The sequence below is a fragment of the Sphingobium sp. S6 genome (assembly GCF_905120495.1).
Taxonomy (GTDB): domain Bacteria; phylum Pseudomonadota; class Alphaproteobacteria; order Sphingomonadales; family Sphingomonadaceae; genus Sphingobium; species Sphingobium agri.
The window spans coordinates 440,664-458,776 of sequence record NZ_CAJHOG010000002.1 but is presented as its reverse complement, the minus strand read 5'-3'; the positions used below and the strand labels follow the sequence as shown (position 1 = coordinate 458,776).

At 61.8% G+C, this 18,113-nt stretch carries 28 protein-coding genes; 25 read left to right on the top strand and 3 right to left on the bottom strand.

Features of this window, described 5'->3' with window-relative positions:
* The 21 genes from rplB (at position 1) to SPHS8_RS09270 (ending at position 11,856) form a co-directional block, all read left to right on the top strand.
* On the top strand, positions 1 to 837 hold the full coding sequence (gene rplB / locus SPHS8_RS09370; protein ID WP_021239761.1) for a 50S ribosomal protein L2: 837 nt from the start codon (positions 1 to 3) through the stop codon (positions 835 to 837).
* Between the two features lie 5 nt (positions 838 to 842).
* Positions 843 to 1,121 (top strand): 30S ribosomal protein S19, encoded by a 279-nt coding sequence (rpsS, locus tag SPHS8_RS09365; RefSeq protein WP_007686576.1) that lies wholly within the window; start codon positions 843 to 845, stop codon positions 1,119 to 1,121.
* Positions 1,121 to 1,507 carry a 50S ribosomal protein L22 gene (gene rplV, locus SPHS8_RS09360; protein WP_025547267.1) on the top strand — a complete coding sequence of 129 codons (387 nt, stop codon included), beginning with the start codon at positions 1,121 to 1,123 and terminating at the stop codon, positions 1,505 to 1,507. The genes rpsS and rplV overlap by 1 nt, the downstream gene beginning before the upstream one ends.
* A 5-nt stretch (positions 1,508 to 1,512) precedes the next feature.
* Positions 1,513 to 2,208, top strand: a complete 696-nt coding sequence (rpsC, locus tag SPHS8_RS09355) for a 30S ribosomal protein S3 (RefSeq protein ID WP_022682110.1) — start codon at positions 1,513 to 1,515, stop codon at positions 2,206 to 2,208.
* 21 nt (positions 2,209 to 2,229) lie between these two features.
* Positions 2,230 to 2,661, top strand: a complete 432-nt coding sequence (gene rplP, locus SPHS8_RS09350) for a 50S ribosomal protein L16 (RefSeq protein WP_007686573.1) — start codon at positions 2,230 to 2,232, stop codon at positions 2,659 to 2,661.
* Between the two features lie 3 nt (positions 2,662 to 2,664).
* Positions 2,665 to 2,868, top strand: coding sequence for a 50S ribosomal protein L29 (gene rpmC / locus SPHS8_RS09345; RefSeq protein WP_013847759.1), 204 nt, complete (start codon positions 2,665 to 2,667; stop codon positions 2,866 to 2,868).
* A gap of 15 nt (positions 2,869 to 2,883) precedes the next feature.
* Entirely contained in the window at positions 2,884 to 3,147 is a 264-nt protein-coding gene (gene rpsQ / locus SPHS8_RS09340) for a 30S ribosomal protein S17 (protein ID WP_201515257.1), read from the top strand.
* Between the two features lie 164 nt (positions 3,148 to 3,311).
* Positions 3,312 to 3,680 (top strand): 50S ribosomal protein L14, encoded by a 369-nt coding sequence (rplN, locus tag SPHS8_RS09335; RefSeq protein WP_007686569.1) that lies wholly within the window; start codon positions 3,312 to 3,314, stop codon positions 3,678 to 3,680.
* Positions 3,680 to 3,991, top strand: a complete 312-nt coding sequence (gene rplX / locus SPHS8_RS09330; RefSeq protein ID WP_097090706.1) for a 50S ribosomal protein L24 — start codon at positions 3,680 to 3,682, stop codon at positions 3,989 to 3,991. The genes rplN and rplX overlap by 1 nt, the downstream gene beginning before the upstream one ends.
* A complete protein-coding gene (gene rplE, locus SPHS8_RS09325; RefSeq protein ID WP_097090707.1) occupies positions 3,991 to 4,563 on the top strand; it encodes a 50S ribosomal protein L5 in 573 nt (190 codons plus the stop codon). Before rplX ends, rplE begins: the two co-directional genes overlap by 1 nt.
* A gap of 49 nt (positions 4,564 to 4,612) precedes the next feature.
* On the top strand, positions 4,613 to 4,918 hold the full coding sequence (gene rpsN / locus SPHS8_RS09320; protein ID WP_009820643.1) for a 30S ribosomal protein S14: 306 nt from the start codon (positions 4,613 to 4,615) through the stop codon (positions 4,916 to 4,918).
* Positions 4,919 to 4,930: 12 nt separating this feature from the next.
* On the top strand, positions 4,931 to 5,326 hold the full coding sequence (gene rpsH / locus SPHS8_RS09315) for a 30S ribosomal protein S8 (protein ID WP_021239751.1): 396 nt from the start codon (positions 4,931 to 4,933) through the stop codon (positions 5,324 to 5,326).
* Positions 5,326 to 5,859 (top strand): 50S ribosomal protein L6, encoded by a 534-nt coding sequence (rplF, locus tag SPHS8_RS09310; RefSeq protein ID WP_201515256.1) that lies wholly within the window; start codon positions 5,326 to 5,328, stop codon positions 5,857 to 5,859. The genes rpsH and rplF overlap by 1 nt, the downstream gene beginning before the upstream one ends.
* Before the next feature lies 1 nt (position 5,860).
* Positions 5,861 to 6,214: a 50S ribosomal protein L18 gene (gene rplR, locus SPHS8_RS09305; protein ID WP_097090709.1), complete on the top strand. Its 354-nt coding sequence runs from the start codon at positions 5,861 to 5,863 to the stop codon at positions 6,212 to 6,214.
* Between the two features lie 2 nt (positions 6,215 to 6,216).
* A complete protein-coding gene (gene rpsE / locus SPHS8_RS09300) occupies positions 6,217 to 6,936 on the top strand; it encodes a 30S ribosomal protein S5 (protein WP_201515255.1) in 720 nt (239 codons plus the stop codon).
* Between the two features lie 6 nt (positions 6,937 to 6,942).
* Positions 6,943 to 7,119 carry a 50S ribosomal protein L30 gene (gene rpmD / locus SPHS8_RS09295; RefSeq protein WP_013847753.1) on the top strand — a complete coding sequence of 59 codons (177 nt, stop codon included), beginning with the start codon at positions 6,943 to 6,945 and terminating at the stop codon, positions 7,117 to 7,119.
* 211 nt (positions 7,120 to 7,330) lie between these two features.
* Complete coding sequence (gene rplO, locus SPHS8_RS09290; RefSeq protein WP_201515254.1) at positions 7,331 to 7,855, top strand: 50S ribosomal protein L15; 525 nt, start codon at positions 7,331 to 7,333, stop codon at positions 7,853 to 7,855.
* A 217-nt stretch (positions 7,856 to 8,072) separates the two neighbouring features.
* Positions 8,073 to 9,437 (top strand): preprotein translocase subunit SecY, encoded by a 1,365-nt coding sequence (gene secY / locus SPHS8_RS09285; RefSeq protein ID WP_201515253.1) that lies wholly within the window; start codon positions 8,073 to 8,075, stop codon positions 9,435 to 9,437.
* Positions 9,438 to 9,479: 42 nt separating this feature from the next.
* Positions 9,480 to 10,130, top strand: coding sequence for an adenylate kinase (locus tag SPHS8_RS09280; RefSeq protein ID WP_201515252.1), 651 nt, complete (start codon positions 9,480 to 9,482; stop codon positions 10,128 to 10,130).
* 44 nt (positions 10,131 to 10,174) lie between these two features.
* Complete coding sequence (locus SPHS8_RS09275) at positions 10,175 to 10,654, top strand: ATPase (protein WP_236575057.1); 480 nt, start codon at positions 10,175 to 10,177, stop codon at positions 10,652 to 10,654.
* 161 nt (positions 10,655 to 10,815) lie between these two features.
* Positions 10,816 to 11,856 carry an acyltransferase family protein gene (locus tag SPHS8_RS09270; protein WP_236575056.1) on the top strand — a complete coding sequence of 347 codons (1,041 nt, stop codon included), beginning with the start codon at positions 10,816 to 10,818 and terminating at the stop codon, positions 11,854 to 11,856.
* 93 nt (positions 11,857 to 11,949) lie between these two features.
* Here the strand turns inward: SPHS8_RS09270 and SPHS8_RS09265 are convergent, their stop codons facing one another.
* The gene (locus tag SPHS8_RS09265) at positions 11,950 to 12,762 is read right to left on the bottom strand and encodes a CsgG/HfaB family protein (RefSeq protein WP_201515251.1); all 813 of its coding nucleotides are present in this window, start codon (positions 12,760 to 12,762) and stop codon (positions 11,950 to 11,952) included.
* A gap of 166 nt (positions 12,763 to 12,928) precedes the next feature.
* On the opposite strand from SPHS8_RS09265, the gene lepA reads away from it, so the two are divergent.
* The 4 genes from lepA to SPHS8_RS09245 all read left to right on the top strand — a co-directional run bounded on the left by lepA (position 12,929) and on the right by SPHS8_RS09245 (position 16,294).
* Positions 12,929 to 14,734, top strand: coding sequence for a translation elongation factor 4 (lepA, locus tag SPHS8_RS09260; protein ID WP_097090715.1), 1,806 nt, complete (start codon positions 12,929 to 12,931; stop codon positions 14,732 to 14,734).
* A gap of 63 nt (positions 14,735 to 14,797) precedes the next feature.
* Complete coding sequence (locus SPHS8_RS09255) at positions 14,798 to 15,004, top strand: DUF2945 domain-containing protein (RefSeq protein WP_097090716.1); 207 nt, start codon at positions 14,798 to 14,800, stop codon at positions 15,002 to 15,004.
* Between the two features lie 54 nt (positions 15,005 to 15,058).
* Positions 15,059 to 15,445 carry a PH domain-containing protein gene (locus SPHS8_RS09250; RefSeq protein ID WP_097090717.1) on the top strand — a complete coding sequence of 129 codons (387 nt, stop codon included), beginning with the start codon at positions 15,059 to 15,061 and terminating at the stop codon, positions 15,443 to 15,445.
* A gap of 150 nt (positions 15,446 to 15,595) precedes the next feature.
* Positions 15,596 to 16,294: a hypothetical protein gene (locus tag SPHS8_RS09245; RefSeq protein WP_380801080.1), complete on the top strand. Its 699-nt coding sequence runs from the start codon at positions 15,596 to 15,598 to the stop codon at positions 16,292 to 16,294.
* 307 nt (positions 16,295 to 16,601) lie between these two features.
* On the opposite strand, the gene SPHS8_RS09240 is transcribed toward SPHS8_RS09245, so the two are convergent.
* Together SPHS8_RS09240 and rnd are read right to left on the bottom strand one after the other, a co-directional pair.
* The gene (locus SPHS8_RS09240; protein ID WP_201515497.1) at positions 16,602 to 16,898 is read right to left on the bottom strand and encodes an I78 family peptidase inhibitor; all 297 of its coding nucleotides are present in this window, start codon (positions 16,896 to 16,898) and stop codon (positions 16,602 to 16,604) included.
* An 11-nt stretch (positions 16,899 to 16,909) separates the two neighbouring features.
* Positions 16,910 to 18,076: a ribonuclease D gene (rnd, locus tag SPHS8_RS09235; protein WP_201515496.1), complete on the bottom strand. Its 1,167-nt coding sequence runs from the start codon at positions 18,074 to 18,076 to the stop codon at positions 16,910 to 16,912.
* Positions 18,077 to 18,113 lie beyond the last annotated feature (37 nt).

The following is an 18,113-nucleotide window of genomic DNA, read 5'->3' as shown; positions in this document are numbered from 1 at the left end:
ATGGCGCTTAAGAGCTACAACCCGACGAGCCCGGCCCAGCGCGGCCTGATCCTCGTCGATCGCAGCGGCCTGCACAAGGGCAAGCCCGTCAAGGCGCTGACCGAAGGCAAGCGCAAGACCGGTGGCCGCAACAACAAGGGCCATGTGACCTCGCGCGGCATCGCCGGTGGTCACAAGCAGCGTTACCGCATCATCGACTTCAAGCGTCGTTTGTGGGACGTCGAAGGCACGGTGGAGCGTCTGGAATATGACCCCAACCGCACCGCCTTCATCGCGCTGGTCAACTATCCCGACGGCACCCAGGCCTATATCCTGGCGCCGCAGCGTCTGGCTCCCGGTGACAAGGTCGTCGCGGGCAAGAAGACCGACGTAAAGCCAGGCAACGCGATGGAACTCGGCCAGATGCCGGTCGGCACCATCATCCACAATATCGAGATGAAGCCCGGCAAGGGTGGGCAGCTCTGCCGTTCGGCGGGCACCTATGCCCAGCTGGTCGGTCGCGATCGTGGAATGGTGATGGTCCGTCTGTCTTCGGGCGAACAGCGCTACATCCGTTCGGATTGCATGGGCACCGTCGGTGCCGTGTCGAACCCGGACAATGCCAACACCAACCTCGCCAAGGCCGGCCGTAACCGCTGGCTCGGCAAGCGTCCGCTGACGCGCGGTGTGGCGAAGAACCCGGTCGATCACCCGCATGGGGGTGGTGAAGGCCGGACCTCGGGCGGCCGTCATCCGGTCACCCCCTGGGGCAAGCCGACCAAGGGTGCGCGCACCCGCCACAACAAGGCGACGGACAAGTTCATCATCCGTAGCCGCCACGCGAAGAAGAAGAGGTAAGCGAGATGGCTCGTTCCGTCTGGAAAGGTCCGTTCGTGGACCTCAGCCTTCTGAAGAAGGCGGAAGTCGCTCAGGATGCCGGTGGCCGTTCGGGTCCGATCAAGACCTGGTCGCGCCGCTCCACCATCCTGCCGCAGTTCGTCGGCCTGACGTTCAACGTCTATAACGGCCGCAAGCATGTGCCGGTCTCGGTGAACGAGGATATGGTGGGTCATAAGCTGGGCGAATTCGCTCCGACCCGCTACTTCCCCGGCCACGCCGCCGACAAGAAGGGCAAGCGCTAATGAGCAAGGAAAAGGCTCCCCGTCGCGTCGCCGACAATGAGGCGCTGGCCGTTGGCACGCAGATCCGTGGTTCGGCCCAGAAGCTGAACCTGGTGGCTACGCTCATCCGCGGCCGCAAGGTCGAGGACGCGCTGAACATCCTCGCCTTCTCGAAGAAGGCGATGGCGGTCGACGTGCGCAAGGTGCTGGCTTCCGCCATCGCCAATGCGGAAAACAACCACAATCTGGACGTCGACAGCCTTGTCGTCGCGGAAGCATCGGTGGGCAAGAGCTTCACCATGAAGCGCTTCCACGCTCGCGGCCGTGGTAAGTCGACCCGGATCCTGAAGCCCTTCAGCCGCGTGCGCATCGTCGTGCGTGAAGCAGCTGAAGAAGCGGAGGCGTAAGAGACATGGGTCACAAGAGCAATCCGATCGGTCTGCGCCTGCAGATCAACCGTACCTGGGACAGCCGCTGGTTCGCGGAAGGTGCCGACTATGGCCGTTTGCTGCTGGAGGATCTGAAGATCCGCCAGTATATCATGAAGAACCTGCCGCAGGCCGCGATCTCCAAGGTCGTGATCGAGCGTCCCGCGAAGCTTTGCCGCGTGTCGATCTACGCTGCCCGTCCCGGTGTCATCATCGGCAAGAAGGGCGCGGACATCGAGAAGCTGCGCAAGAAGCTGGGCAGCCTGACTTCTTCGGACGTCAGCCTGAACATCGTCGAAATCCGCAAGCCGGAAATCGACTCCAAGCTCGTTGCGCAGGGTATCGCCGACCAGCTGGAACGCCGCGTTGCTTTCCGTCGCGCCATGAAGCGTGCGGTGCAGTCGGCTCTTCGCTTGGGCGCTGAAGGCATCAAGATCACCTGCGGCGGCCGTCTGGGCGGTGCAGAGATCGCGCGTGTCGAATGGTATCGCGAAGGCCGCGTTCCGCTGCACACGCTGCGCGCGAACGTCGACTATGCCGAAGCAACCGCGCACACCGCTTATGGCGTTTGCGGCATCAAGGTGTGGATCTTCAAGGGCGAGATTCTCGGCCATGATCCGTTCGCGACCGACCGGCTGATGCTGGAGGCTCAGACCTCCGGCGTGCGCCCGGCGCGCTGAGAATAAGGTAGGTATAGCGTCATGCTGCAACCGAAAAAAATGAAGTTCCGCAAGACCTTCAAGGGCCGGATCAAGGGCGACGCCAAGGGCGGTTCGGCTCTGAACTTCGGCGCCTATGGTCTGAAGGCTCTGGAACCCGAGCGCGTTACCGCACGCCAGATCGAAGCGGCCCGCCGCGCGATCCAGCGTCACCTTCGCCGTCAGGGACGTCTGTGGATCCGCGTGTTCCCCGACGTTCCGGTGTCGAAGAAGCCTGCCGAAGTCCGTCAGGGTAAGGGTAAGGGTTCGGTCGAATATTGGGCAGCTCGCGTTAAGCCGGGCCGCATCCTGTTCGAACTGGACGGCGTGCCCGGCCCGCTCGCAGCAGAGGCTTTCTCGCGCGCCGCGATGAAGCTGCCGATCAAGACGAAGGTTGTCGCTCGCCTCGGCGACACCTCCCACCTGGAGGGTTAATCCGTGGCGAATGTAGCCGACCTCAAGACCAAGACGGACGACGAGCTGTCGACCGAGCTCAACAACCTGAAGCGTGAGCAGTTCAATCTGCGCTTCCAGGCGGCCACCAACCAGCTGGAAAAGCCCAGCCGTGTGCGTGAAGTCCGCCGGTCGATTGCGCAGATCAAGACCCTTCAGTCCGAGCGTTCGCGCTCGGCTGCGAAGTAAGAAGGAAATCACACGATGCCCAAGCGCGTGCTGACGGGAACGGTGGTTTCCGACAAGACCGACAAGACGGTGGTGGTTCGCGTGGAGCGCAAGGTTAAGCATGCGCTCTACGGCAAGATCATTCGCCGTTCGAAGAAGTACCATGCCCATGACGAGGGCAATGTCTACAAGGAAGGCGAAACGGTCCGCATCGAAGAGACCGCTCCGATTTCCAAGCTCAAGACCTGGAAGGTCATCGAGCGCGTGGACACCCACAAGTCGCCCAAAACGGCGGCCTGAGGTTAGTCACCGGCCGTAGGGGTCGAAATTTCGGACGCGGGGCTGGCCTTTTCCTTCGGGAGAGGTTACAGGCCCGCGCTTCGTGTTTCGAATCTTCCGGTCGAAACTCGAATTCGGAACCGCCGGGATAGTCTCGGTAGGCCAGACAAGAAGGAACCGGATCCATGATCCAGATGCAATCCAATCTTGACGTCGCTGACAACAGCGGCGCCAAGCGCGTCCAGTGCATCAAGGTGCTGGGCGGCTCGAAGCGTCGCTTCGCGAGCGTGGGCGACATCATCGTCGTCTCGATCAAGGAAGCTGCGCCTCGTGGCAAGGTGAAGAAGGGTGACGTGCATCGCGCGGTCATCGTGCGCACCGCCAAGGACGTGCGTCGCGCTGACGGCAGCGTGATTCGCTTCGACGGCAATGCCGCTGTGCTCATCAACAAGAACGAGGAGCCGATCGGCACCCGTATCTTTGGCCCGGTCGTTCGCGAACTGCGCGCCAAGAAGCACATGAAGATCATCAGCCTTGCTCCTGAGGTGCTGTAATGAGCGCTGCTAGAATCAAGAAGGGCGACAAGGTCGTCATCCTGGCTGGCAAGGACAAGGGCCGCACGGGCGCCGTCCTCCAGGTCATGCCGAAGGACGATAAGGTGCTGGTGGAAGGCATCAACGTGCATGCGCGTCATCGCAAGCCCGACCAGGCGAACCCGCAGGGTGGCATCGAGCGCAAGCCCGCGCCGCTTCACATTTCGAACGTCGCTGTCGCCGACAAGGATGGCAAGCCGACCCGCGTCCGTTTCGAGGACCGCGACGGCAAGAAGGTCCGCGTCGCCGTCAAGTCCGGTGAGGTGCTGTAATGAGCGAGAAGTACACTCCGCGCTCCAAGTCGCTGTATGACGCCGAGATCGCCAAGGCGATGACCGAAAAGTTCGGTTACAAGAACGTCATGGAAGTGCCCAAGATCGAGAAGATCACGCTCAACATGGGCGTTGGCGAAGCGACCCAGGACAAGAAGAAGGTCACGTCGGCCGCCGAGGAAATGGAACTGATTGCTGGCCAGAAGCCGGTTATCACCAAGGCCCGCAAGTCGATCGCGCAGTTCAAGCTGCGTGAAGGCATGCCGATCGGTGCCAAGGTCACGCTGCGCCGCGAGCGCATGTACGAGTTTCTTGATCGCCTGATCAATATCGCTCTGCCCCGCGTGCGCGACTTCCGTGGTCTCAATCCGAAGAGCTTCGACGGCCGTGGTAACTATGCCTTCGGGATCAAGGAGCAGATCATCTTCCCCGAGATCAACTATGACCGCATCGACAAGGTGCGCGGCATGGACATCATCGTGACCACCACGGCGAAGACGGACGAGGAAGCGCGCGAACTGCTGCGTCTCTTCGGCTTCCCCTTCCCGATTGAAGAGAAGCAGGCGGCCTGATCGGGTCCCGCTTCTCTTTCCAGACACCCAAGGAAAGAGAACTTAAGTCATGGCGAAACTGAGTTCGATCAACAAGAATGAGCGCCGCAAGAAGCTGGTCAAGAAATATGCCGGCCGCTATGCGAAGCTCAAGGCGATCGCGAATGATACCGCGGCCGACGACAGCGATCGTCTGATCGCGCGTCTGAAGATGGCGGAGATCCCCCGCAACGGCAACCCGACCCGTATCCGGAACCGCTGCGAACTGACGGGGCGTCCCCGCGCTTATTACCGCAAATTCCGCCTCTGCCGCGTGCAGCTGCGTGATCTGGCCAACAAGGGCCTGATTCCCGGCGTCACCAAGTCGAGCTGGTAAGGATCATTTGAGATGGCATTGACCGATCCCCTGGGTGATATGCTCACCCGCATCCGCAACGGGCAGCAGGCGAAGAAGGACAGCGTTGTGTCCCCCGCTTCGAAGCTCCGCGCCCGCGTGCTCGACGTGCTCCAGCGCGAAGGCTATATCCGTGGTTATTCCGAGGAAGCCCTCGGCAAGCACCCCGGCCTGCGCATCGAGCTGAAATATTTCGAAGGCCAGCCGGCGATCAAGCACGTCGCCCGCGTCTCGAAGCCCGGCCGTCGCGTCTATTCGGGTTCCAAGGAACTGCCGGTGGTTCGCAATGGCCTGGGCATCACCATTGTCTCGACGCCCCGTGGCGTTCTGTCCGACGCCGAAGCGCGTGAGCAGAATGTCGGCGGCGAAGTGCTGGCGGAGGTGTTCTGATGAGCCGTACTGGTAAGAAGCCGGTTGCCGTCCCGTCGGGCGTCACCGCCGCCATCGAAGGCGGTCAGCTGTCGGTGAAGGGCCCGAAGGGCACCCTGTCGCTGCCGCTGGCTGACGAAGTGACCTACAGCATCGAAGACGGTTCGATCGCGGTAAAGCCCGCCAATGACAGCAAGCGCGCTCGCGCTTTCTGGGGCATGCAGCGCACGCTGATCGCAAACCTGATCACCGGTGTGACCGAAGGGTACACCAAGAAGCTGCTGATCACCGGCGTCGGCTACCGTGCTAACGCTCAGGGCAAGACCCTGAAGCTTCAGCTCGGCTATAGCCACGACGTCGATTTCGCGGTGCCCGAAGGCATCGAGATCAAGACCCCGGATAACACCACGGTCGAGATCAGCGGCATCGACAAGCAGAAGGTGGGTCAGGTTGCCGCCGAGATCCGCCGCTGGCGTAAGCCCGAACCCTATAAGGGCAAGGGTATCAAGTACGCCGGCGAGTTCATCTTCCGCAAGGAAGGGAAGAAGAAGTAAGATGGCAAAGCTTTCCCTCTTCGCGCGGCGTCGCCGCCGCGTCCGCACCGCGCTCAAGGCTGTTTCGGGCACGCGTCCGCGCCTCAGCGTCCACCGTTCGGGCCGTCATATCTACGCCCAGGTCATCGACGATGCGCAGGGCAAGACCCTGGCCGCCGCGTCGACCCTGGACAAGGATGTGCGCGGCAAGACCGGTGCCACTTCCGAAGCCGCTGCCGATGTCGGCAAGCGCGTCGCTGCTGCGGCGACTGCTGCTGGCGTTACCCAGGTCGTGTTCGACCGTGGTGGCTTCCTGTTCCATGGCCGCGTCAAGGCGCTGGCCGATGCGGCCCGTGAAGCCGGGCTGGAGTTCTGATCATGGCTGACGAAAACGATATCCAGGCCCAGCCGGGCGCACCTGCTGCCGTTGAAGGCGGCGAGCAGTCCGAAAATCGCGGTCCCGGCCGTGGCCGTGGCCGTGGCGGCGACCGCAACCGTGGCGAGCGCGGCGGCCGTGGCCGTCGGGACGACCGTCGGGGTGGCAACCGTGACGAGGAGCAGGGTGAAGAGCTGATCGAGAAGCTGGTTCACATCAACCGCGTCTCGAAGACCGTCAAGGGCGGTAAACGCTTCGGCTTCGCGGCTCTGGTCGTCGTTGGCGACGGCAAGGGCCGTGCGGGCTTCGGTCATGGCAAGGCGCGCGAAGTGCCCGAAGCCATCAGCAAGGCGACTGCTTCGGCCAAGAAGGCGATGGTTCGCGTTCCGCTGAAGGAAGGCCGCACGCTGCACCATGATGGCCTTGGCCATTTCGGGGCGGGCAAGGTGACGGTTCGTTCGGCTCCGGCCGGTACGGGCATCATCGCCGGTGGCCCGATGCGCGCTGTGTTCGAAAGCCTCGGCGTCGCTGACGTCGTAACGAAGTCGAACGGCACGTCGAACCCCTACAACATGATCCGGGCGACCTTCGCGGCGCTGGGTGAACAGGTCAGCCCCAAGGCTGTGGCGCAGCGTCGCGGCAAGAAGGTTGCCGACCTGCTTCGTCGCGGTGGTGCCTCGGCCGAAGTCGCTCAGGCCGACGCCGAAGCGATTGCGGAGTAAGAGAGCATGGCGAAGATCAAGATCAAGCAGATCGGTTCGCCGATCCGCCGTCCCGAAGCCCAGAAGAAGATTCTGATCGGCCTCGGCCTTGGCAAGATGCACCGCGTGGTGGAGCTGGAAGATACCGCGGAAGTCCGCGGTGCCATTGCCAAGCTCCCCCACATGGTAGCAGTGGTCGACTGACCCGTTCCTCTCCCGGAAGCGGGAGAGGATATGCAGCCTTGCCGTGCAAGCGGTTAGGCGGAGTTGGAGAGGGTGGGACCAGGCGCAACGCTTCGGCAAGCCCTCACAATTGCAACTAAGGGCCGCTGCGCGTCCCTAAGTATCCTTGCCTCTCCCGCCTGCGGGAAGGGCATCATCTTTTCAGCGCGAACATAGCGAAAGCGAGTGCACAATGACGAAGCTTAACGAACTCAATGACAATGCCGGCGCCCGCAAGGGCCGGATGCGCGTCGGCCGTGGTATCGGCTCGGGCAAGGGCAAGACCGCCGGTCGCGGCCAGAAGGGTGCGAAGGCGCGTTCGGGCGTCAGCATCAACGGCTTCGAGGGTGGCCAGATGCCGCTCCACATGCGTCTGCCGAAGCGCGGCTTCAACAACATCTTCGCCAAGGATTACGCGATCGTGAACCTGGGCGCTCTGCAGAAGGCGATCGACGCGGGCAAGCTCGACTCCAATGCTACGATCGACCATGCAGCGCTCAAGGGCGCTGCGCTGGCGCGTGGCGGCAAGGACGGTGTCCGTCTGCTCGCCAAGGGCGAACTCACGGCCAAGGTCAACTTGCTCGTCGCTGGTGCGTCGAAGGGCGCTGTCGAAGCGGTCGAGAAGGCTGGCGGCAAGGTCGAAGTGATCGCCGTCGTTCCGGCTGCCGAAAAGGCCGCTGCCAAAAAGGGTAGCGCCAAGGCCGCCAAGAAGGCTTGAGCCAGGCCGCAAGGCTTGCAAGCATGGCCCCGCTGCCCGATATGGGTAGGCGGGGCCTTGTATTTGGGATCAAAAGACCCTCATTGTCGGCTCTGATGGAATTCAGAATGAACGGTGTGAATTTCCGAGTTCGACAGCGTGCGATCACCCCGCTAAGGGGTTAGCGATTCCGCTCCGGGTATCTCAATCCGGCAAGATGTTTTGAAGGGCAGCCAAGATGGCATCGAGAGCCGACCAGCTCGCATCCAATCTCAGCCTGGCGAAGTTCAGCCAGGCGACCGACCTCAAGAAGCGCTTATGGTTCACCCTGGGCGCGCTGATCGTGTTCCGCTTTCTGAGCTTCGTTCCGTTGCCAGGAGTCGATCCGACCGCGCTCTCGCAGCTTTACGCGCAGACCAACGGCGGTGTCCTGGACATCTTCAACACCTTCTCTGGCGGGTCGCTTTCGCGCATGAGCCTGATTGCGCTCGGCGTCATGCCCTACATCACGGCCTCGATCGTGGTGCAGCTCGCGGCCAGCCTCTCGCCCCAACTCGCGGCGATCAAGAAGGAAGGCGAGAGCGGGCGTAAGAAGCTCAACCAATATACCCGTTACGGCACCGTCGGTCTTACGGCCGTGCAGGGCTATTTCATCGCTGTAGGCCTCGAAAGCTTTGGGGCGCAGTCTGGCGTTCAGGCGGTGGTTGATCCTGGTTTCCTGTTCCGCATCGCTGCGGTCGTTTCGCTGATCGGCGGAACGATGTTCCTGATGTGGCTGGGTGAGCAGATCACGTCACGCGGCATCGGCAACGGCGTTTCGCTCATCATCATGGCCGGCATCGTCGCCCAGCTTCCGGTAACGCTGAGCAATTTGTTCAAGTCAGGCAGCGAAGGGTCGATTTCCGGCCTGCTGATCGTGATGGTCATCGCTCTGGCCGTAGGCCTGATCCTGCTGATCTGCTTCATGGAGCGTGCGCAGCGCCGGGTGTTGATTCAATATCCCAAGCGCCAGACGCGCCAGGGTTTGATGCAGGCTGACCGGAGCCATCTGCCGCTCAAGGTCAATACCGCAGGCGTGATCCCGCCGATCTTTGCCAGCTCGCTGTTGCTGATGCCGCTCACCATCTCGCAGTTCGCGGGCAATACCGTTGCTGGCGAGAGCAGACTCGGCGATTTCGTGCTGACGCTGAACCAATATCTGTCGCACGGCAGCCCGGTCTACATGGCGCTGTACGGCCTCGGCATCGTGTTCTTCTGCTTCTTCTACACGGCGGTTGTGTTCAATCCGGAAGAGACTGCCGACAATCTCAAGCGCAACGGCGGGTTCATCCCCGGCATCCGGCCGGGCAAGAACACGGAAAATTATCTGGACTATGTGCTGACCCGGATCACGGTCATCGGTGCGGCTTACCTGGCTATCATCTGCCTGGTGCCGGAATTTGCCATCGCGCGGGCGGGTATCCCCTTTTATCTGGGCGGAACTAGCCTGCTAATTGTGGTGAACGTCACCGTCGATACCGTGACCCAGATCCAGAGCCACTTGCTGGCCCATCAATATGGGGATCTGATCAAGAAGGCCAAGCTGAAGGGACGGCTCCGTTAAAGGCGCATCAGCGCCAGCGCGAGAACAGGGGAGTATGCGCACATGAATATCATTCTGCTGGGCCCTCCGGGAGCAGGTAAGGGCACGCAGGCGAGCCGTTTGGTCGAAGATCGCGGCATGGTGCAGTTGTCGACGGGCGACATGCTGCGCGCAGCGGTCAAGGCTCAGACGCCGGTTGGCCTGAAAGCCAAGGCCGTAATGGAAGCGGGCGAACTCGTTTCCGACGAAATCGTCTCCGGCATCATCGGGGAAGCGTTGGATGGGCTCGCTACCGGCACGGGCGTGATCTTCGATGGTTATCCGCGTACCGAAGCGCAGGCGTATTCGCTTGACGCCATCCTTGCTGACCGCAGTCGCACGCTCGATCATGTCATCGAACTTGATGTTGATGAGGACGCTCTGGTCGAACGCATCACAGGCCGGTTTACCTGCGCGAGCTGTGGCGAAGGCTATCATGACAGCTTCAAGCAGCCCAAAGTCGAAAATGAATGCGACAGATGCCACGGGCATGAGTTCAAGCGCCGCCCGGACGACAATGAAGAGACTGTCCGCACCCGCATGGCGGAATATCGCGCCAAAACCGCTCCTATTCTCCCGATCTATGAGGCGCGGGGCATCGTGTCTCGAGTCGACGGCATGGCCGACATGGACGATGTGACCGCGGCGATCGCGGCCATATTGGATCGGCCCTGAGCTTGCGCTAGTTTCTCCCGTCGGTCATCGATGGGGGAAAGAGGATGCGAGCTTGTATCCGGGCTGTCTTCATTACGGCTATCGCTGCCGGAACGACCGCGCAAGCCGAAGTCAAATCGGTCAATGATGCCGGCTTCTCGATCGCCAGCAACGTCCGGATCGATCGGGATGCCCGGTCGGTCTACTCGCTGATCATCAAGCCTGCGCGGTGGTGGAGCAGTGAGCACAGCCATAGCGGTGATGCCGCCAACCTCAGCATGGATCCGCAAGCAGGTGGATGCTTTTGTGAACGGCTTCCGGGAGCGAACGGCAACGCTGGTAGTGTCGAGCATGCACGTCTGATCTTAGCCGAGCCCTACAAGCGGGTGAGATTGTCCGGGGCTCTGGGGCCTTTGCAAGCCGATGCCGTCATCGGCACGCTTGAACTCACGATCATGCCATCCGATCGCGGTGTGGAGGTTACCATGAGCTATATAGCAGCAGGCTATATGCGGAAAGATTCGAAGCAGATGGTGCCAGCGTAGACAAGGTTTTGACTGAGCAACTCATGCGATTGAAGCGCGTGTCGGAGGAGGGGGGCTGACGTCAGCCCGGCAACACGTACCGCTTGGGTCCTATCCCCCACGGTAAAATTGTTCTTCCCATCTTAACCGATTGATTGCTGTTTGATTGCTAATATGTCCGGGTGACTGGTTTGCCTCCCCGCACCCGTTTGGTGGAACTGGATGCCCTGCGAGGCATCGGGGCGCTATGCGTCCTCGTTTTCCACTATTCGACCCGTTTCCACGAGTTGTTCCCCCAAGCGGCCCATGTGCCATTCAGCTTCCCCGGCGGCAATTATCGGGTCCTGCTGTTCTTCACCATTTCTGGCTTCGCGATCTTCTTCACGCTCGACCGTATTCGAAGCGTCGCTGATTTCATGGTCAACCGCGTCGCGCGGCTCTACCCCGCTTATCTCGTCGCGATGCTGCTTACCTTGTCGATTGAATATCTGGCGAAAGCCACCCAGTTGCTGGTTGGGCCCGGCGCGATCGTCGCCAACATCACGATGCTGCAAGGTTTCGCCTTCCTTCCCGAAGTGGACGGCGCCTATTGGACGCTGACGGTCGAAATCGCCTTCTATTTCTGTATGATATCCATTTGGAAGTGGGCCGGGTTGAAAAGGCTGGAACCTGTACTCGCGCTGTGGCTTGCGGTCCGGGCGGTTTATGGTTTTTGGCCGGACATGCCGGAGCGGATCATCATGCTCTTCGTGCTGCGCTACCTTCCCTTCTTCGTCATAGGGATGCTGTCCTATCGAGTCTGGTCCGGACAGCGGCATTGGCGCGAGCAGGCGCCCTATGCGATGATCGCCCTGCTCTCTGTCGCCATGATGGAGACGTGGGACGTCACGATCATGGCCTGCGTCTTGCTGGCAGGCTTTGCCGCGCTCATTCAAGGGCGCCTGCGATGGATTGCGGCACGTCCGCTGCTTTGGATGGGAGGCATCAGCTATTCCTTCTACCTCATTCACCAGCATGTCGGCTTTGTCGTGATGCTGAAAATGACGGAGCAAGGCTATAGCGCCTGGCTCGCCTTCTTTTCCGCTTTCCTTGTCGCGCTGATCTTGGGGGCGGGGATCAACAAGCTGGTGGAGCGTCCCGCGGGCGAGGCGATATTGTCGTGGTGGCGGCGGCGGCGCGAAAGAAGGTTGGTGCAGCCGGAAGTCTCGTCCCGGCCGATTTGATAGCGGTGCCTGTCCTGACAACGGCAGCGAAGGTGAGCCGAAAGAGCAGAACAGGGGCTCGGCCTCGCTTGGCCAAGCCCCTGCATTGAAGCCTTACTGCGCGCGCGGAGCAGCGGCTGCCGCGTTAGCGGGCAGGCCGCCCATCTGCGTGACGAGCTTGGTATAAGCGTCGAGATAGGCGAGCACGATAACCTGGCCAATTTCGGTATTCTGGTAGCCGCTGGCACCGGCGGCCGCAAAGCCGCCCCACCACCCTGCACCACCGCCGCCGCCAAAGCCGATGTCGGTCTTGCGCGCATAGCCTTCGGTCAGCGCCTCTTCTTCCGTCGTGCGGGCGTTGACGATGGAAAGCGTGACGTTCGCTTCCTTCTTCTTGATGTTGAGGCCTCCGGCAAGTGCGCCGAAGGTGCCGCCCATCAGGCCGCCAAGTGCAGCGCCGAAGCCGCCACCGCCAGAATTGCGGTTGGACGATACGATATCAGGCTCCAGATAATAATCGGCCGCCTTGACCTGGCCGCGACCCAGGTTCGATCCGGCCTGCAATTCGCCGGAGTCCGCCATGGCGCGTTCCATCGCCCGGCTCTGCATGGCGCGGCCGCGATTGACGATGCCGAAACAGCCGGACTGCTGGATCAATACCTTGAGCACCGCTTCCGGGCTGCCCAGGTTCAGTTCGCGCCACCACTGGTTGTCGGGCTCGACAATCGCGACGGTGCCAAGGCGGCGGGTGCAGCGGGGGATCTCCTGCTGAGCGCGTTCCTGCGCCCTGCGGCCCGACGACGCGCCCTTGGTGGTGCCATCCTTATAGGTCTTGCCGGAAGAACTCATATTCGTCTGCGCCATCGCAGACATCGGCGTCGCAAGCATCGATGCTGCCGCGACGACCGCGGAAACCGTCCTGAACATTGCCCCAAATCCCCTTTTCGAGCGGTTAATTACGGAATTTCTTATATGGTACGACCCGCTTAAAGCTCGCGTCACTTACCATAGCTCGCCGCCTTTTCCTACTGATGGCCTGGCTGTTTCTAAGCTCTGCTGACAGGCCCGCAAATGGCTGCTATCGGCGCGGGCCATGACCGACCTTTCGCATATCCGCAACTTCTCGATCATCGCCCATATCGACCATGGCAAGTCGACCCTGGCCGATCGCCTGATCCAGCGCACCGGCGGCCTGACCGACCGCGAGATGAGCGCGCAGGTGCTCGACAATATGGATATCGAAAAGGAACGGGGCATCACCATCAAGGCGCAGACGGTGCGTCTCGATTATGTCGCGAAAAATGGTGAGACTTATGAGCTCAACCTCATGGACACGCCGGGCCATGTCGACTTCGCCTATGAGGTGAGCCGGTCGCTCGCCGCCTGCGAGGGCGCGCTGTTGGTGGTGGACGCGGCGCAGGGGGTGGAAGCGCAGACGCTGGCCAACGTCTATCAGTCTATCGAGCATGATCATGAGATCGTGCCGGTGCTGAACAAGATCGACCTTCCCGCCGCCGAACCGGAGAAAGTGCGGGCGGAAATCGAGGAAGTGATCGGCCTGGACGCGTCCGAAGCGGTGCTGGCGAGTGCCAAGTCGGGCATCGGCATCGACGACATCCTTGAAGCGATCGTTGCGAAAATCCCGCCGCCCAAGGGCGATCGCAACGCGCCGCTGGAAGCGATGCTGGTCGATAGCTGGTACGACCCGTATCTGGGCGTCGTCATCCTTGTGCGCGTCGTCAATGGCGTCATCAAGAAGGGGCAGCAGATCAAGTTCATGATCGGCGAGACCGAGCATCTGATCGATCGCGTCGGTTGCATGCGGCCCAAGATCGAGCAGCTGCCGGAACTTGGCCCGGGTGAGATCGGCTTCATCACCGCGCAGATCAAGGATATCAGCCAGACCCGCGTGGGCGATACCATCACTACGGTGAAGAACCCGGCGGCCAATCCGCTGCCGGGCTTCAAGGAAGTGCAGCCGGTCGTGTTCTGCGGCTTGTTTCCCGTCGATGCGAACGATTTTGAAAAGCTGCGCGACTCGATTTCCAAGCTCCGGCTCAATGATGCGTCCTTCTCCTTCGAGATGGAGACGTCGGCGGCGCTCGGCTTCGGCTTCCGCTGCGGATTCCTGGGGCTGCTGCATCTGGAGATCATCCAGGAGCGGCTGACCCGCGAATATGATCTCGACCTCATCACCACCGCGCCATCGGTGGTCTATGAGATGCACATGAAGGACGGGACGGTGCGCCATCTGCACAATCCGGCCGACATGCCAGACCCCAATCATATCGAGATGATCGAGGAGCCCTGGATCGAGGCGGTGATCTACTGCCCCGATGAATATCTGGGATCGATCCTGAAGCTGTGCCAGGACCGGCGCGGCATTCAGAAGAACCTGACCTATGTCGGTGGGCGCGCGCAGGTGACCTATGAACTGCCGCTCAACGAAGTCGTGTTCGATTTTTACGATCGCCTGAAGTCGATCAGCCGGGGCTATGCCAGTTTCGACTATCATCAGATCGGCACGCGGGAGGGCGACCTGGTCAAGATGAGCATCCTCGTCAACAATGAGCCGGTCGATGCACTGTCGATGATCGTTCACCGCTCGGCGGCCGAGGCGCGGGGTCGGCATATGTGCGAGCGGCTGAAGGACCTGATCCCTCGCCACCTTTTCAAGATCCCGATTCAGGCGGCGATCGGCGGCAAGGTTATTGCCCGTGAGACGATCGCGGCGATGCGCAAGGATGTCACCGCGAAATGCTATGGCGGCGACATCACCCGCAAGAAGAAGCTGCTGGAGAAGCAGAAAGAGGGCAAGAAGCGGATGCGGGAATATGGATCGGTGCAGATCCCGCAGGAGGCCTTCATCGCGGCGCTGCGGATGGGGGATGAGAGCTAGAGCGGTTCGCACGCAACCTCTATCCTCCTGCCGGGTTCTTGGGGCTTGGCAGGAGATCAGGACATGAAGCAGGAACCCAAGGCCGGCGACAAGGTCAGCTGGAAGAGCCATGGCGGCGAAGCGCATGGCAAGGTGGTGAAGAAGCAGACGAGCGCCACCCAGATCAAGGGGCACAAGGTTGCCGCTTCCAAGGACAATCCGCAGTTCATCGTCGAAACCGGGGATGGCAAGCGCGCCGCGCACAAGAAGGAGGCGCTGTCCAAGGATTGACGCGGACAGGGCATCCATGATCATGTCCGGCGGCACCTGTGTATGGGATGAGTGATGAGCGACGCGTGGCTGTATGACGAGCATCCTGCGATGTTTCGGGCGCATCCCTTTTTGTTCATCCTGCTGCTCATTTCGGTCGTCGGGCTGCTGGCGATCGGCGTCTGGTGGCTGCGGGCCAAGGGCGAGCGGCTGGCCCTGTCCGACCGTGAGGTGCTGATGGAGCGCGGGCTGCTGGCGAAGCAGCGGACGGAGATCGCACTGTCGAGCATCCGGAGCGTGCGCATCACGCAGACATTCGGGCAGCGCATATTCGACGTTGGCAATGTCGAGCTTTTCAGCGCGGGGGATATCGCGGAAATCGCCATCAAGTCGATGCCGCGGCCGGGGCGCATCCGCAACATCGCGGCATCGCGCAACCTGGATTTGCTGCCGCAGCGCTGACCTGCGTTCACGCCCCCTTGACCTGAGGCCAAATTATTTCAACCATATGTCCTAAGTGAAGGGACCTTGAAGAGCCTGCATCCGGGAAAGGACGCCACTGGGTAACGCTGCTTCGCAATGACGCGAGGAGCGGTTGCAAAGGGTTCGTCCATGGCCTTGCCGGTGATGCTTTCGCTGCCTGAATTGACTGAGACGCAGCGTGAGGACGTGAGGGAGGCATGCGGCTTTGCCTGCGTCCGGTGCGGCGTGACGATCTACCGCTATCTGGGCCTGCCCGACTCCCCGCAGACCACATTGCTCTGTCCCACATGCCATGCGCTGGTGGAGGAGGGGCGGCTGACCGCGGCGCAGGTGCAGGGCTTTCATACCAATCCGGTCGTCAGGCAGCGGCACTTCGCGCGGGACCGCATGCCATTTTCTTCGGAACTGCCGATGCTGATCGTGGGCGGTTCGCGATTGCTGCGCGATACGCCGATCCCGCTGATGCTGGATGGCGAGCCGATCCTGATGTTCGCGCCGCCGCGCCGCAGCCGGGGCGCGACGCGGATCAGCCTGCGCTTGGGAGACCTTGACGGCGATCCGGTGCAAGTGATCCAGGGCAATGAATGGCTGCCCACCGATGGCAGCTGGCGGTTCCTGCTGCGCGGCGACCGCTACAGCGTCATGGCGGCGCGCGGTGACGGGCTCGCCATCCTGCGGATCGTGGCGCGCAACCGGATCGCGGTGGAGCATCTGCGCACGACGATCCGCGGCAGGCGGCTGGAGGTGACGCCTGATTGGCTGGAGATCGATGGGAAGCGCCATGTGAACCGGATCGGCAGCGGCGCTCTTGTAGGACTGGAATGTTGAGGCGGGACGTCAAAAATGGCGGATTTCCGCCGAAGTTCACAGTGTATGCGCGCGCGAGGGCGAGCGCGCGTGGGCGCGAGGGAGTGATATGGGACGTTTCAAAGAAGAGCGCGGGGATAGGCTTGTTGCAGGAGAATAGGACAGGCGGGATTTTGGGTTGGTGCTCGAAATAGGATGGTTCTTGGAGGGGGTGTGGTTTTTGGGTGACAGGTGGTGGTTGCCTGGAGGTGAGGGCGTAAGCTGAACTCGCGTTGCGCTGGCCCACCCCCCAGCCCCCTCCCGCCTGCGGGAGGGGGAGTACAAGCCGCTATCCGCAGCGCGCTGACTTGATCACCATTTTCTCGTCGTAGCTGACAGTGACGCGATCGGGGCGGAAGTCCATGGTCATGGCCATGCCGGGCGCACCCCAGCGGAGGGCGCGGGCGCCGGATGCTTGCAGCAACTGGGTTCCGATGTCTTCGCTTGCGGTCTGTCCGACGAAGCGGTCGAGGCCGTCGTTGCGGCAGGGGCCTTCGGCGGTGGCGGGCATTGTGGCAGGGCCTTGGCCATCAGCGGTAGTGCAGGCCGCAGCCAAAAGGGGGATCATCAGCGCCGCTGCCCGCATCATCGTGGTTCCTATTCCGTACGTGTCATTTTCAGCCGGCCGCCCTTCACCGCGAAGGCCAGGCGCCCTTCGACAAGGTCAACGGCATCGCGGCCGAATTGTTCATAGCGCCAGCCTTCGAGGATCGGGAGGCCTTCGCGGACACCAGCGGCCAGCGCGTCCAGATCGTCGCTGCGCGCGAGGAGGCGAGCGGCGACGTTGATGTCGCGCGAGCGGATCTTGAGGAGGAGCTTGAGCAAGTCCGCGACCAGTGCGCCGTCCTTGCCAAGGCCGGGTCGCTTGGGATCGCGTTCGGGCATCTCATCCTTGTCGAGCGGCTTCTGGCTGCCGAGCGCCGCTATCAGACGCGCGCCGATGTCGTTGGTCTTCCAGGTGGCGGAGAGGCCGCGCACCTTGCCAAGGTCTTCCTGAGACCGGGGCGGATGGCTGGCGATATCGGCCAGCGTCTCATCCTTGACGATGCGGCCACGGGGGAGGTTCTTATCCTGCGCTTCGATTTCGCGCCATGCGGCCAGCGCCTTCAGGCGGCCGAGCACATCGGCCTTGCGGCTGGCGATGCGAACGCGCTTCCAGGCATCGTGCGGTTCGTTCACATAATTGGAGGGATCGCAGACGCGTTCCATTTCCTGATCCAGCCAGTCGCCCCGGCCGGTCTTGCGCAGTTCCTCCAGCATCATCGGGAAAATCTGGATGAGGTAGGTGACGTCGCCGATCGCATAGTCGATCTGCCGCTTGTCGAGCGGGCGGCGCGCCCAGTCGGTAAAGCGCGCGCCCTTGTCGAGCTGAACGCCGAGCCATGCATCGACGAGGTTGCCATAGCCGATCTGCTCGCCGAGGCCGAGCGCCATGGCGGCAATCTGCGTGTCGAATAGCGGATGGGGGGTCTTGCCGGTCAGGTTGTAGATGATCTCAAGATCCTGCCCGCCCGCGTGGAAGACCTTCAGCACATCCTCATTGTCGACCAGCAGGTCGAGCAGGGGGGAAAGGTCGAGCCCCGGCGCCTTGGGGTCGATCGCGGCGGCTTCGTTATCGTCCGCCACCTGCACGAGGCAGAGGTCGGGCCAGTAGCTGTTTTCGCGCATGAACTCGGTATCGACCGCGATGTAGGGCGATTTGGCGATACGGGCGCAGAATTGGGCGAGTGTCTTGCTGTCGGTGATCAGCGGATGGATTTGCATATGGTCTTCGATCTTATTATGGGCTGGCCCGTCGCTC